Here is a 14366-nt window from a genome sequence, read left to right as displayed (position 1 = left end):
TTTTATGAAAATAATGCGATTATATGGGCCAATGGATTTTCGAATTGATAGTGTAGATGAGCCGTCATGCGGACCTGGTGAAGTAAAGGTTAAAACGAGTTGCTGTGGCCTTTGCGGGTCTGATAAGCCAAGAATTTTGTTTGGCGAGGTTCCTTTTTTTCCAAGTACGATCGGACATGAATTTTCTGGGATTGTTGTTGAGACCGGTAAGGGGGTCACGACCGTAGAAGCAGGTGATCTCGTAACCGTTGTTCCTTTACTCGTTTGCAATAGCTGTGTGCATTGCAGAACAGGGCATTACGGACAATGTGTTAGTAAACAGTTTATTGGGCTACGTGCGGAAAATATGGGTGCTTTTGCACAATACAATGTGCTTCCTGAAAGAAATGTTTTGAAGGTTCCTGTCGGAATGGATAAAGTGACTGCTGCATTGGTGGAACCGTTAAGCGTTGCCATTCATGCTTTGATTCGAATCGATTTTCATCCCGGACACGATATAGCCATTATTGGAATGGGCACCATTGGACAGTTGCTGCTTCAATGTGCCCGGCTTTTAGGTGCAAAGCGGATTTTTGTTTTTGATTCAGATGATAATCAACTTGATAAAGCAAGAGGGCAGGGAGCGGATTATTGCTACAATACAACGACCGAAGGTTTCTTTGAGCACTATCTTGATGATACGTTTGGTCTTGGATGCCTTTATACCGTTGAAGCCGTGGGTCTGCAGGCTACAACTATGCTGGCCATTAAATTATGTGCTGTACATGGTAAGGTTGCCCTTGTCGGCTATCTTGATAAACCAATAACGTTCTTATCAGATGAGATGAGATTCCTGCTGGAAAACGAAATTAATCTCTTTGGTATATGGCAATCTTATGATTTGAACTTTCCTGGTGATGCATGGCGCCTGGGAATTCACTATTTAGATTCTAAAAAGATTGATGGTATGTCTCTTGTTTCAAATATTGGAACCCCAGGTAACCTCATTGATCTGGTATCCGATTGGAGTGTCCCAGGCAAAGTAACGGGAAAAATTATGATTGACTTCGATGGTTTCTAAATTGGGTGTTCATCTTGTAGAGATACAAGAATATTTACATAGTAGCGGGAGGAACGAATGAAAAGAATAGGTTTAATTTTTTTGGTTGTTGTCTTGTGCCTGCCTTTTATTGCATGTCACAAATCATCTGAGCGGTCTGCTGCCAAGGCTGACGAACAACAAGCCGCATCAGACAATAGTAGTGCACCGGAAATTACTATTGGCTGTTGTGTGATGGATATGGCAAATGAAATTTTTGTCCAATACGTTGAAGGCTATAAAGCCTTTTGTGAAGCCACCGGTAATAAAGTAAAGCTTATTGTTGTTGATGGTTCTTCGCAACCGGAGAGACAGGTTGAAGCACTTGAGAATTTTATCAGTGTTGGCGTTGATGCGATTATGCTTAATGCACTGGATTTAAGTGCGGTTGAAGATGTAGTGCATCGGGCAATGGATTCCGGTATAAAAGTGGGTATCTATCCTTCAATGGATGGAGTTACAATGAACTTTGTATTTGATGAATATCAGTGGGGATTCAGTCTTGGTGTTGCTGCAGGTAACTGGATCAACGATGAACTGGCTGGAAAAGCTGTAGTAGCTTGTTTCAACCAGGCTGAACTTGAGACGGCATTGGGACGTTACTACGGTTATGTCGATGGCGTACTTTCTGTTTGTAAGAAAGAGAACATAACGTTCTTGGAGCCCATTTCAACGGTAGAGCCGGTTTCTGCAATGGAAGGAATGGAAAATATTCTGCAGGCACATCCCGATGCCAAAGTTGTCCTTTGTTCTGCAGATGCAGCTGCGGTTGGGGCATACCAGGCAATTGTAGGTGCGGGTATTGATACAAGCAAGATGTTTTTAGGTGGGTGTGACGGTATTTCAGAAGCTCTTGGTTATATAGCGAAAGGCTCTGTCTTCCGAGCTACGTGTGCAAATCAGTATTTGGTCCAGGATATGGGATTCGCTTTGCTCCAGAAACTCACAAAAGCCTGCCTTGGGATGGATTACGATGGTGACTATATTGCTCCAACCTTCCTTGTAGACAAAACAAATGTGGCTGAATACATGTCACGGGAGCCGGAATATACGCTTGATGACGATTTGGCCGCGGTGTTTCGATAAGAGTAAAAATTTACTATTATATGATAATGCATATTCCATACTTCTATAGTATGGAATATGCAAATTTCTATAGTTACGATTTCCTTTATTTCAATAGTTGGGAGGAAGATGGATGGCTGTTGCACATAGCCAAATCGTTGTTGACATAAAAGGATTAACGAAAAGCTTTGGAGGAATCATTGCTTTACATAATGCTGATATTGACTTCAGAAAAGGTGAGGTACATGCATTAGCTGGAGAGAATGGTGCGGGAAAGTCAACCCTTTGTAAAATGCTTTCTGGAGCTATAATTCCTGACAGCGGGACGATACGTATCAACGGTATACCTCATACACGCCTTACACCGAAAGAAGCAAAACTTGCAGGAGTTGGAATGATATATCAGGAATTTAATTTGGTTCCTGATATGCCTGTGTATGAAAATATTTTTATAGGAAAAGAAATTAGGAAAGGGATTACCGTTGATACAAAAGAAATGATTTTGCAGACTGAAGAATTGTTTGAAAGAATGGAGGTTAAGATTGACCCCAAGGCGTATATTTGCAATTTATCAGTTGCTTATTGTCAACTGATAGAGATTGCAAAAGCCTTGAAAGAGCATGTTGAAGTTCTCATTATGGATGAGCCGACCGCTCCTCTAACAAATCAAGAAGTAGATGTTTTATTTAAACTTGTTAATAATTTGAAAGAACACGGCATTACAATAATCTATATCTCTCATAGAATGGAAGAAATTACAAATCTATCCGATCGTGTAACAATTATGCGCGATGGTGCTGTTATTTCAACGTTAAAAACAAGTGATACGACGCAGCATGAAATTATTTCACGAATGGTTGGTCGGGAATTAGGTATGAATTTCCCTCTGAAGAAACAGGTTCTTGGAAAAAAAGAAAAGGTTCTTAGTGTCAGAAATATCAAAAATAGCATGCTACAAGATGTCTCCTTTGATTTATATAGGGGAGAAATTCTTGGTCTGGCGGGATTAGTCGGGTCGGGGAGAACAGAAACCTTACGCGCAATTTTTGGTGCTGATAAGATGACATCAGGAGACGTACTATTACATGGGGATAATAAAGTCACCATAAAAACACCAAAAGATGCAATAAAGAAAGGAATAGGATTGATTCCTGAGGATAGAAAGCGTCAAGGTGTACATTTATCGCAATCGATTAAGAATAATATGACGCTGATCAAAATAAAAGATTTGAGTATTTTCGCTACCATATCAAAGAAAGAAGAGCAGAAGCTCATTGATAGGTATGTTGACATCCTGTCAATTAAACTTGCCTCACCTCATTTCCCGGCATCAAGTTTGAGCGGAGGAAATCAGCAGAAAGTTGTATTAGCAAAATGGCTTGCCATGCAGCCTGACATTATTTTTTTTGATGAACCAACTCGCGGTATTGATGTTGCGGCAAAAAGCGAAATATATGAATTGATGGACACCTTACGCAACGATGGAAAAGCGATAATTATGGTATCGTCTGAAATGCCAGAAATTATCGGGATGTGTGACAGAATTTTAGTCATGTACGAAGGAAGAATTACTGGTGAGCTTACTCATGAGGAAGCAACCCAGCCTCGAATAATGGAATTGGCATCCGGCATTGTGTGATGTACTTATGATGAGGAGTAGGCAGTAATGAATAGGATCAAATTATCGAAGAAGATGCCGACTGTAGGTGTTTTCTATCAAAAGTATGGCATCCTTTTTATATTAGTACTTGAGATTATCTTTTTTGCAATTGCTCACGAGAATTTTTTAACCAGTACGAATTTGCTTAGTGTAGGAAGGCAGATATCTTTTATTGGCATTGCATCAATCGGTATGACGATGGTTATGATAACTGGAGGCATTGATATTTCAGTAGGATCGATGCTTGCTTTGGCTGGTGTGGTGAGTGCTAAACTTTTAGTCGACGGAGGCGTGCCGCTTCCTCTTGCAATTATTCTAACCCTTCTGGTTGGAACGTTTTTCGGTTTGATTAATGGTGTTACATCGGAAATTATGCATGTCCCACCGCTTATTTCAACTTTGGCAATGCAAACTATTCTAAAGGGCATAGCTTTCTTAATTACAAATGCACTTCCGGTAAAAGGTGTCTCTGATTCCTTTAAATATCTGGGACAAGGATATTTGTGGGGATGGATACCTGTTCCTTTTCTTACCATGTTACTCTTATTTGTTGTCGGATGGTGGTTCCTTGAAAAGTCCTATTTTGGTAGAAGAATATATGTTGTCGGGGGCAATAAAGAAGCCGCAAGGCTCTCCGGAATTGATACAAAAAAAGTAATTATTTCGACATATGCATTGTGCGGCTTCTTTGCTGCATTGGCAGGGATTCTCATGGCTGGTCGTCTTGGTTCCGGGCAACCGTCCATCGGTACAAATTTCCCGATGGATGTTTTAACTGCTACTGTTTTGGGCGGGATTAGTGTAAACGGCGGTAAAGGAAGCATTGTCAATGTATTCTTTGGTGCATTTATTATGGGCATTCTCAGTAATGGTATGATCATGTTGGGTCTGAATGAATATTGGCAGTGGCTGGTTAAAGGCTTTGTACTACTTTTTGCTGTTTCGATGAGTAACCTAAAGAGCAAATAGGGATGATACGAGCATACACACCTGTGATAGCTGTCCTCCTTTATTATTGATCAATCTACGATTGACACCCCCAGTATGACGAGGTATTATTCATATGATGTATATACATCTATATGAATGATACATGAGCGAGGTCACCGGAATGAAACGTTTTAACGGACAACTTGCCCTGATTACCGGGGCGGCTACTGGTATAGGAGCGGCTTGTGCCCTTCGGTTTGCCGAGGAGGGGGCGAATATCGTCTGTGTTGATCTGAAAGAGGATGAGAATAGATTGACAGTCGAAGCCTGTGAGAAATTTGGCGTAAAGGCCGTAAGCATTATGGGGGATGTGACCGATAAAACGGGGGCGGCAGAGGTGACCAAGAAGGTCCTCTCGCAATTTGATAGAATTGATATCTTGGTATGTTCGGCCGGGCTCTACACCGGGGCGCCCCTGGTGGATGTTAGCTATGAACAGTGGAAACGCCTTCTCGATATAAATCTGACCGGTACCTTCCTGTATAACCAGGCGGTGGCTCCTGTTATGATGGAGCAGAAGTCCGGTTCGATTATCAACATTTCTTCGATGGCGGGAAAAACAAGCTGGCCTGCCTCTGCCGAGTATTCTGCAAGCAAAAGCGGGGTAATCGGTTTGACACGTTCCGTAGCAATGGAACTTGCCCCCTACGGTGCAACCTGCAATGCCCTTTGCCCGGGGAATACCTTAACTGCTATGGTTAAGTCGGTTGCCGGGGTGGTCGGAGGAAGGGATGGTATGACCGCACAGGAATGGCTCGATATGCGGGCTCGCGACTGCCCCATGCAGCGGCTTGCCGAACCTTGGGAAATGGCGGGAGTTGTATCGTTTTTGGCTTCCCGTGACAGCCGATACCTTACGGGACAATCCTTATCTGTGGACGGCGGCATGGTGCTGTAATCCGTTCTGACTTTCAACGGATGCAAAGCGGCAGAAGATTTTTGAAAAACCCGGGGGATGGTGTATACTCTCACTCAAAGGATTATGGGAGTAAAATATGAAAAAGGTGATACTGGGAATTGTTTTTCTCACCTTCTTCTGGAACGTCTCTCTCTTTGCCGAATCTGTCGATCAGATGTGGATCGTTAAGGAACATACCGGCTCGGCATCAAGTCTTCAGCGGGTTTCTGAGCCGCTTTTTTCTCCCGGTCAGACGATGTACGTGTATATTCTGGTCAACAATCTCGGGGTAAAATGGGGAGAGGGGCAGGTTAAGTGGAAATACTACTACCAAAGTTCCGATGGAAAGATTATCTGGGCGTCTCCTTTTACGCCGGTAAGCAGGAGGAGTTCAGATCCTTCATGGAATTTTTCCGAGGTAGTGACGATAAGCCTGCCGTCGACCATTCCGGAGGGGAGCTACGGCCTTGGTTTTTCCCTCGTTGATGCCCATACTTTGAAAGAGTACCGTGGCTGGGTTGAGTTTCGTGTTGGGATTGTCACTACTGATCAGAACCTCACGGCAGAGCCTGATCAGCAGCAAGGAAAAGCGGCCGCGCCCGAGGTTCAACAGGATTTTACCTCGTCGGTGAATGGGATCCGCTTTACCCTTGTTGCCGTAGAGAAAAGACCGGAACGGCTTGTCATCACCTTTACGGGAAATAACGGAGAAAGTGAGGAACAGAAGCTTGTTCTCTATCCTTATTCGGCACGAATCATAGACAGGGAGGGCAATGAGTACCAATATGCCGACCTGGGGGATGGCGGTTCTCTTGCCGCCGGAGTTTCTTTCCCACCTGGAATTCCAACCATGGCCGACATCAGATTTCGTCGGCCGACAAATACTATTATGTCTATGGCACTTCTTTCCTTCAGTTTTTACCATACCGACGAGATGGTGGAATTACGGGGAGTGCCGGTGCCATACCCCTGATCGTATGGTTTCTATGGGAAACTGCATGCGAAGTGTTGTTTTCCCGGTTTAATTTTCCCGCTCCTTGCGATGGTACTTTTCCGCCAATGCAACATACTCTCTGCAATTTTCTTTAATCGCTTCGATCTCTTCCTCTGTAAGCGTTCGAACCGCCTTCGCCGGAGAACCAATGATGAGACTCCTTGCCGGAAATGTTTTATGTTCCGTGATAAGGGCACCGGCACCGACAATGCTCTCTTCTCCGATGACCGAGCCATTCATGATGATCGCTCCCATCCCGATGAGACAGTCATCACCAATGGTGCAGCTGTGGATGATGGCTCCGTGTCCGATGGTTACCCCGGAACCGATGGCTACAGGTTTCCCCTTGTCGACATGGACGATGGCATTGTCCTGTATATTGCTCCTGTCGCCAATAGCAATCTCAGCCAGATCTGCACGAATCGAGACATTGAACCAGATAGAGGCGTCTTTTCCCACGGTAACGGCCCCGGCAATATCTGCACTCTCCGCAATAAAAGCTCCTGCACCGGTATCCGGATAGGTGCCTTGATAGTCGTAAATCATTGGTTTCCTCCGGCTTTCATGATACTATAGCTCCGTTATGGAATACAAGGTAACAGGAAAACAGGAAAATTCGCGGATGTGTCTTGTCTGCGGTATGCAGAATCCTTTTGGGCTGAAAGCTAGATTCTACTCAATTGAGCATGGCGAGCTCGTAGCGGTCTTTAGCACGGGGGAGGAGCATCAGAGCTATCCCGGGCGGCTGCACGGGGGAATCGCCGCTTCCATCCTCGATGAGACCATTGGCAGGGCAATTGCCGTTGGTGCAGGGGGTACTGTGTGGGGGGTGACGGTTGACCTTACCACACGCTTTCGCAAGCCTGTCCCGCTTGGTGTCGAACTTCGTGCCGTCGGACGAATTACCAGTGATCGCGGCAGGCTTTTCGAGGGAAGTGGTGAACTCTTTCTTCCAGACGGAACTGTCGCCGTGGAGGCTACCGGGCGCTACTTGAAGATGAGTCTCGAGCAGATCACCGGCGAAGGGTTGGAGGATGAACTTGATTGGCGTGTTATTTCCGAGGTGAACGATCCCGAATCTATTGCATTGCCCGATCAAAATAAATCCTGATCGAAATAAACAGCAAATATATAGCAAAGGAGAAGCGTCTATGTTTATATCGCATGAAGATGATGTCCCCGTGGTTGAACTTTCCGGAGATCAGTTAAAGGGTGTGAGAAAGCAGGTACTTATCGGACCTAAAGAAGGGTGGGATGATTATGTGATGCGGCAGTTCCACCTGAAAGCGGGTGGTTTTACTCCTCGCCATAGCCATGGCTGGCTCCATATAAACTATATCACCTCGGGCAAGGGAACACTGCTGCTTGGTGAACATGAATATCCGATAAAAAAGGGAAGCATCGCGTATGTTTCGCCCGGGCTCGAACACCAGTTTCGTGCGGATCAGGGGAGTGATGTTTCTTTTATCTGCATTGTTCCCCCGGAGGGCGATGCTTGATCCTATATGAAATCGTATAAAAATTGACAGATGGGGCGGTTGTAGATACAATCTCCTTTGAAACCATTTTCAAAAACGTTTTCAAAGGAGAAAGTTCGTGGACGTCATACAGGATGGCAGTGAACAAAGGGGAACCGTCACAATCAAAACCGTTGCCAAATTGGCTGGGGTTTCAATTTCTACAGTAAGCAGGGTTCTGAATAACCCTGAAAGCGTAACCGAGGATAAACGTCTGAGGGTTAACCGTGCAATAGAGGAACTACGATACGTTCCAAATCCGGTTGCCAGGGCCCTGGGAAGCCGTAAGGTTGGTTCTATTGCCATTGTTGTTCCGACAATTCTCAACCCGTTAATGAACGAGGCGATGCGGGGCATCATCGAGGTCCTGGATGAAGGATGTTATGACGCCATCGTTTTTGATTCAAACGAGGACTTTACCAGGGAACAGACCTTTTATGAGCTCTTGCCCCATAAAATGGTGGAGGGAGCCATTTTCCTTGCTTCTGCAGGAAGAGAACTTGATTTCGATGCGCTTGCGGAAAAAATGCCGGTTGCATTGATCTCCCGTCCGGAAACCCCCACTAAGGTCGACACCTTTGTAAGCGATGAGCGGCACGGAATGCGCCTCTTGGCGGAACATCTTGCTGCTTTGGGCCATAAGGAGATCGGACATATAGGAGGCGCCTTCGGGAACAGTTCCGCCATGTTGCGCTTCGACTATTTTAAAGACGCTTTGGATCATCTGAGACTTCCCTGGCATCCCGAGTACAATACCTTTTGCGACTGGTCCATTCACGGCGGCTATGAGGCCATGCTGAGGCTGGTGAAAAGAACTCATCGTCCCTCGGCAATCATCTGCTCTACCGATCTCATCGCACTCGGAGCGATGGCAGGGGCCCGCGAGCTTGGAATACGAATTCCCGAAGAGCTATCGGTAACCGGTTTTGATAATGCACCAAGTAGCCCCTTTATCTATCCTTCGTTGACGACCCTAAAATATCCCAACTACCGGCTTGGTCGGCTTGCGGCCAGAGCCGTTCTTCGCCGCCTTCGCCTGAAGGATAGGCGAATTATTCGAAAAGTCATTCCTCTGGAGTTGATCCAGCGCAATTCTACAACCGAGTTGCATAGCATATAGAACCCTGTACCCCTGCTGGGGGAGCGTAAAAGGAGGCGAAAGGCTTTATGGAGAAGTTGGTTACGTTTGATTTCCCGACGGACCAAGTCAGACTTAATCTTTGCTATCGGGATGACGAGAGGCTAAAGACTATAGCCGCATCTTCGTCGGACGCGGCCCTGCCGAAGGTAAAAGCCGTGTACGATGAACTGCTTTTTCCCCCCGCACCGGCGGATCGACCTTATGTTATGAGTTCTATCGTTCTCTCTTCCGATGGGAAGATGGCCTTTGCCGATATGCCGGCAGGACCGGTTATTGCCAAAAACAATTTTTTCGATCCAAACGGGGCTCTTGCCGATTTCTGGATACTGAATGCCTTACGGGCCTATAGTGACGCTGTTATCCTCGGTGCCCGAACCCTTCAGACGGAAGCCAACAACACCAGCCACATTTTTGATCCCGAGCTTGCGAAGGAGCGGGTAAACCTGCTGGGAAAACCGATTCATCCCATGAATATCGTTGTTTCCTTCGATGCCACCGATATTCCTCTTCGTCATTTGATTTTCAACATTGATCCGGAAGAGGGTTTTCCCATAGCCATTGCCACCGGTCCTGCCGGTGCCTCCTATCTTGCTTCCTGTTTTCCGAGAAAGCTTCGGGAGATAGGCCCCTTCTTTAATGCTGTTTCTGTCGATAAGGAGGCGGGAGCGGAGGCTGCCAGGCTCCTTGCCTCTCTTTCTGCCGATGAGGTTCCGCTTTTTATTACCGGAGAAGGGGTACGGCCTGACGCCTCCGCCCTATTGAAGCTGCTTCGACTTGCCGGATTCCATCGATTATTGATTGAATCCCCCAGTTACACCTCGGCTTTGATGCGGCAGGCAATGCTCGATGAATTTTTCATCAACTATTCAATGGTATTTGCCGGTGGGCCGATAACCCCGAACAGCGGCTCACCCTTCGGTTGCGAGGCCCACCCTCATTCAAGGCTCCTTACCCTGGCCACGCATGGGCCCTCTTTCATGTATACCCGACAGAGACTTTCTTACGGCGTGAATAGGGAAGTGGATCTGAACAGCTACAAGTACTAAGCCTATTTGGAGAGGAGGAAACAATGAGGGAGATTGATCTTCTTGTCGAGCATGCCGATTATGTGGTCACCATGGATCCCGAGCGGCGAATAATAGGAAATGGTTCTCTTGCCGTTGCCAAAGACACCATTATCGATCTTGGTCCCGATGAGGAGCTTGCCGGCCGCTATCTGGCGAAGAAACGAATCGATGCCTCAGGTAGGTTCCTCTTTCCCGGTTTTATCACCACGCACACCCATCTCTTTCAAACCCTCCTCAAGGGACTGGGACGGGATAAGTCCCTCTTTGAGTGGCTCAACAGCTCGGTGAGGGTTGCGCTGCATAACTACGATCCGGAATGCATGTATTGGGGTGCGATGACCGGGCTCACAGAGGCCCTCAGGACAGGGACCACAACGGTAACGGATTTTCAGTATTGCCATGCCGTGCCGGGACTCGACCAGCCGGTTCTTGATGCCTACGAGGATCTTGGTATTCGGGGGGTATTGAGTAAGAGTCATACCGATGTTTCCGGCTTTTCCCCCGAGATAGCCTGCGAATGGATCGAAAGTGAGGATGAGTTTATCCGCGACAGCGACGATCTCTGCTGCAGATATGAGCATCATCCCTCCATAAGCATCTCTGTTGCCCCGGGAATTATCTGGGATCTGAGTCGCCGTGGCTACCAGCTTACCCGGGAACTTGCCGATAAGTGGAAAATTCCCATCACCATGCATCTGGTAGAGACCGAAGATGACGATCAGTATGCTCATGCCAACTACGGAATCGGTTCGATCGACCTTCTGGAAGAAACCGGCATGCTGGGTCCCGATTTTGTGGCGGTTCATAGTGTCTATGTGACTGAAAGGGATATCGAACGCTTCAAGCGATACGGCGTCAGTGTCTGCCACTGTCCCGTCTCCAATATGATCCTTGCCTCCGGCACCGCACCGGTACCGAGATTTTTGAGGGAAGGAATTCCCGTCAGTCTCGGCCCCGATGGGGCTGCGAGCAACGATAGCCAGGATACCCTTGAGCTTTTGAAGACGACGGCCCTTCTTCACAAGCTTGTTTCAAAGGATGCCTCGCTAGTCAGTGCTGCGGAGGTCCTTGAAATGGCTACCCTCGGAGGGGCCAGAGCCCTCTTGCGGGAGAAGGAGATAGGAAGTTTGGAGATCGGAAAAAAGGCCGATTTTTTCATCTACAATCCCGAACATGTTCGGTCGATTCCGGTGCATGATCCGATTTCATCACTGGTCTATTCCTCGACACAGGCAAATATTGAAACGACGGTGGTTGCCGGCCGCCCCCTGCTCGAGAATGGAATACTTGTAACTGCCGATGAGGCTTTGATACGGAGGGAGACTCAACGTGTTGCAAGCTCGCTGATACGTCGGTCGGGCCTCGGTAATGTTCAGTGGGGACGACGAATGGGAAGATGCGATGAATAGTATCTTCTTACATAGAAGAGAAATATTTGGAAAAGAGCTGAGTACCGTATATCTTGCCGGTTTCCTCGAGCTTTCGACGGTTATGACCAGCTTTACGCTTATTCCCCTCTATGTCAAACATGCAGGCGGTGGGGATTTCGCCATTGGAGTACAGGCGGCGATTTTTACCCTCTTTTCCGTACTCTTTCGGTTTCTTCTTGGATCCCTTGCCGACAGTCGAGGCCGGAAGCTCTCGCTTCTCATCGGTGCCCTTGTCTTTTCCACGGCGCCTATCGGTATCTGGCTCAGCCCCAACCTTGTGGTCATGGCCCTGTTTCGCGTCTATCAGGCAATAGGGATGGCCACGTTTCTCTCCGCTGCAACCAGTTACGTTGCCGACCACACTCCCGATGAGCTTAGGGGAACAAGCATCGGAATGTATCGAACGGCTGTTACCTTGTCGGTTATGATTGCTCCTGCACTAGGCATGACGCTTATTCAAAACTTTGGATTTGCATCGTTTTTTATTGCTTCATCTCTTTGCGGGGTGGCTGGAACACTTTTGATTCTTACACTTCCTGAAAAAATCGGAGAACGACACCACGCTTCTCCGGATGAGGAAAAAAGCGTCTCTGTCAGGGAACTGTTCGATCTTTTTCGTATTCCGGATCTGCGGAGCACCTATTTGGGAATTTTTGCCTTGAGCATGGCAAGTGGGATTTTGCTTACCTTTCTTACCGGATATGCGCTTGGTTTTCCCTCTATCGGTAATCCGGCCTTCTATTTCACCATACGGGAATCCCTGGGGGCCCTGGGGACCCTGGCGCTTGGAGCCCTCTCCGACAGGGTGGGGCGCGACCGGCTTCTCGGTCCCGTTCTTCTCTCTTTTGCCGCCGGTTGTGCCACCCTCGCCTTTATGGAAGTTTCGCCCCGTCTACTTTACTATCTTTCCGCCGTTATTTCCGGTGTCGGGTATGCCGGGGCTCTTGCACTCCTGATCGCCAAGGTGGTCGATTCCGTTCCTGCCAGGCTTCGGGCCTCGGCTCTTGCGTTTCAAGAAAGTGCCATTGATGGCGGAAATGCCTTTGGCATTTTTATTTTCGGCTCGGCCCTTTCCCTCTTCTCTTTTCCCGTTCTCTTTGCCGCTATGGCCCTCTTTATCATGACGATTCCCTTTCTTAGTGTTTTGGCAAGGGGAGAGCGAAAAGGTCGGACCGCCGCCCGATAGTTCTTTGTGGCATTCATTTTTCCCTTATGGTGGATAAAATAGTATGTTTCTGTATATAGTATCTGAAACCGTTCTCAAAAATAAGTAAGTCCGTGTTGACAGCAGGAGAGAAAGAGGGGATAATATTTGCAAGATCATCTATACATCTATACATATAGGTGTATGATGTTCCGTGGCTTAGTACCCTGGCAGCGGTTTGCTGCATACATACATAGGGGTGACCCAGCCCCGAAAAAAAGGAGAAAAAGGGTATGAAGAGAAACAAGATTCTTATTGCGATGATGGTCATCGCAGTGCTGTGCACCGGTGTTCTGTTTGCCGGCGGGCAGCAGGATGCGGCCCCAGCCGCCGATACGACTTCGTCTGATGCGCCTGCTCAGGTCAAAGTTGCAATGTTGATGTCCGGTCCCATCAACGACGGTGGTTGGAATACGTCTGCATACGAGGGATTAACGCGGCTGCGGGACGAACTCGGTTTTGAAATTGCATATACCGAGATGGTTCCCCAGTCTCAGCAGAAGTCTATCCTTCGGAATTATGCACAGAGGGGATATGATCTGGTGATTGGCCACGGTTTTGAATTCGGTGATTCAATCATGGAAGTGGCCCCCGAGTTCCCCGATGTAAAATTCTATCAGGTTGGTGGTGAAGTTCAGGCCGATAACGTCGGATCCGGCGTCTTTGGTCTCGGCGAGTTATCTTATCTGGCTGGAAAGCTTTCCGCAAAGTTTACAAAGACCAACAAGATCGGTTTCATCGGTGCCATGGAAATTCCTACCACCCTGGCCGAAATCGACATGCTGAGAGAAACCATTGCGGAAGTTAATCCCAAGGCAAGTTTCACCGTTGCGTATACCGGTAGCTGGACCGACGTCAACAAGGGTAAAGAAGCAGCTCTTGCGCAGATTGCCAATGGTGTTGATGTTATTGTTGCCATCGGTGATGCTTGTGACGTCGGTGCCATTCAGGCGGCCAAAGAGCGGGGGGCCTATGTGATCGGATGGTCCGGTGATTTCAACAGTCTTGCTCCTGATATCGTTCTTACCTCCATGGTTCAGAGTGTTCCCGATATGATCCTGATGCAGGGCAAAATGCTCAAAGAAGGAAATTGGAAGGGAATGTCCAAGGTATGGGGGATCGCCGACGGTGTCGAATATCCTGGAACCTGGTCAAAAGTGGTGCCTGCCGAGCTTAAGGATGAGGTTATGGCCGATTTCGAAGCTATGAAGGCGGGTACGCTGCACAAGAGGGTTAACTAACCCTTTCACCAAAATCAATCACGTAAAATTGCAGACGGGGCGCGTATACCTGTGCGTCCTGTCTGCAAATATCCACACGTC

The 14366-nt window shown here is 47.5% G+C and carries 14 protein-coding genes; 13 read left to right on the top strand and 1 reads right to left on the bottom strand.

The window, feature by feature from the left end:
* Positions 1-4: 4 nt before the first annotated feature.
* From SPIRS_RS13555 to SPIRS_RS13530, 6 genes are all read left to right on the top strand, one after another.
* Complete coding sequence (locus tag SPIRS_RS13555) at positions 5-1060, top strand: NAD(P)-dependent sugar dehydrogenase (RefSeq protein ID WP_013255252.1); 1056 nt, start codon at positions 5-7, stop codon at positions 1058-1060.
* Positions 1061-1117: 57 nt separating this feature from the next.
* Positions 1118-2164 carry a sugar ABC transporter substrate-binding protein gene (locus SPIRS_RS13550; RefSeq protein ID WP_013255251.1) on the top strand — a complete coding sequence of 349 codons (1047 nt, stop codon included), beginning with the start codon at positions 1118-1120 and terminating at the stop codon, positions 2162-2164.
* A gap of 112 nt (positions 2165-2276) precedes the next feature.
* Positions 2277-3782 (top strand): sugar ABC transporter ATP-binding protein, encoded by a 1506-nt coding sequence (locus tag SPIRS_RS13545; protein ID WP_013255250.1) that lies wholly within the window; start codon positions 2277-2279, stop codon positions 3780-3782.
* A 27-nt stretch (positions 3783-3809) separates the two neighbouring features.
* Positions 3810-4772, top strand: coding sequence for an ABC transporter permease (locus tag SPIRS_RS13540; protein ID WP_013255249.1), 963 nt, complete (start codon positions 3810-3812; stop codon positions 4770-4772).
* A gap of 142 nt (positions 4773-4914) precedes the next feature.
* Positions 4915-5691 (top strand): SDR family NAD(P)-dependent oxidoreductase, encoded by a 777-nt coding sequence (locus SPIRS_RS13535; protein ID WP_013255248.1) that lies wholly within the window; start codon positions 4915-4917, stop codon positions 5689-5691.
* A 97-nt stretch (positions 5692-5788) separates the two neighbouring features.
* A complete protein-coding gene (locus SPIRS_RS13530) occupies positions 5789-6664 on the top strand; it encodes a hypothetical protein (RefSeq protein WP_013255247.1) in 876 nt (291 codons plus the stop codon).
* A gap of 48 nt (positions 6665-6712) precedes the next feature.
* On the opposite strand, the gene SPIRS_RS13525 is transcribed toward SPIRS_RS13530, so the two are convergent.
* The gene (locus tag SPIRS_RS13525) at positions 6713-7231 is read right to left on the bottom strand and encodes a gamma carbonic anhydrase family protein (protein ID WP_013255246.1); all 519 of its coding nucleotides are present in this window, start codon (positions 7229-7231) and stop codon (positions 6713-6715) included.
* A gap of 37 nt (positions 7232-7268) precedes the next feature.
* Here SPIRS_RS13525 and SPIRS_RS13520 point away from each other — a divergent pair, with 37 nt between their 5' ends.
* The 7 genes from SPIRS_RS13520 (at position 7269) to SPIRS_RS13490 (ending at position 14285) form a co-directional block, all read left to right on the top strand.
* Positions 7269-7796, top strand: a complete 528-nt coding sequence (locus SPIRS_RS13520; RefSeq protein WP_013255245.1) for a PaaI family thioesterase — start codon at positions 7269-7271, stop codon at positions 7794-7796.
* A gap of 40 nt (positions 7797-7836) precedes the next feature.
* Positions 7837-8184, top strand: coding sequence for a cupin domain-containing protein (locus SPIRS_RS13515; RefSeq protein ID WP_013255244.1), 348 nt, complete (start codon positions 7837-7839; stop codon positions 8182-8184).
* 97 nt (positions 8185-8281) lie between these two features.
* On the top strand, positions 8282-9322 hold the full coding sequence (locus tag SPIRS_RS13510) for a LacI family DNA-binding transcriptional regulator (RefSeq protein ID WP_013255243.1): 1041 nt from the start codon (positions 8282-8284) through the stop codon (positions 9320-9322).
* Between the two features lie 47 nt (positions 9323-9369).
* Positions 9370-10389 carry a RibD family protein gene (locus tag SPIRS_RS13505; protein ID WP_013255242.1) on the top strand — a complete coding sequence of 340 codons (1020 nt, stop codon included), beginning with the start codon at positions 9370-9372 and terminating at the stop codon, positions 10387-10389.
* 23 nt (positions 10390-10412) lie between these two features.
* A complete protein-coding gene (locus tag SPIRS_RS13500) occupies positions 10413-11819 on the top strand; it encodes an amidohydrolase family protein (protein WP_013255241.1) in 1407 nt (468 codons plus the stop codon).
* A complete protein-coding gene (locus SPIRS_RS13495) occupies positions 11812-13026 on the top strand; it encodes an MFS transporter (protein ID WP_148224078.1) in 1215 nt (404 codons plus the stop codon). The genes SPIRS_RS13500 and SPIRS_RS13495 overlap by 8 nt, the downstream gene beginning before the upstream one ends.
* Before the next feature lie 251 nt (positions 13027-13277).
* The gene (locus SPIRS_RS13490; protein ID WP_013255239.1) at positions 13278-14285 is read left to right on the top strand and encodes a BMP family protein; all 1008 of its coding nucleotides are present in this window, start codon (positions 13278-13280) and stop codon (positions 14283-14285) included.
* The last annotated feature ends 81 nt before the right edge of the window (positions 14286-14366 follow it).

This window comes from Sediminispirochaeta smaragdinae DSM 11293 (assembly GCF_000143985.1).
GTDB classification, from domain to species: Bacteria; Spirochaetota; Spirochaetia; order DSM-16054; family Sediminispirochaetaceae; genus Sediminispirochaeta; species Sediminispirochaeta smaragdinae.
This window is presented reverse-complemented; position numbering and strand designations above follow the sequence as displayed.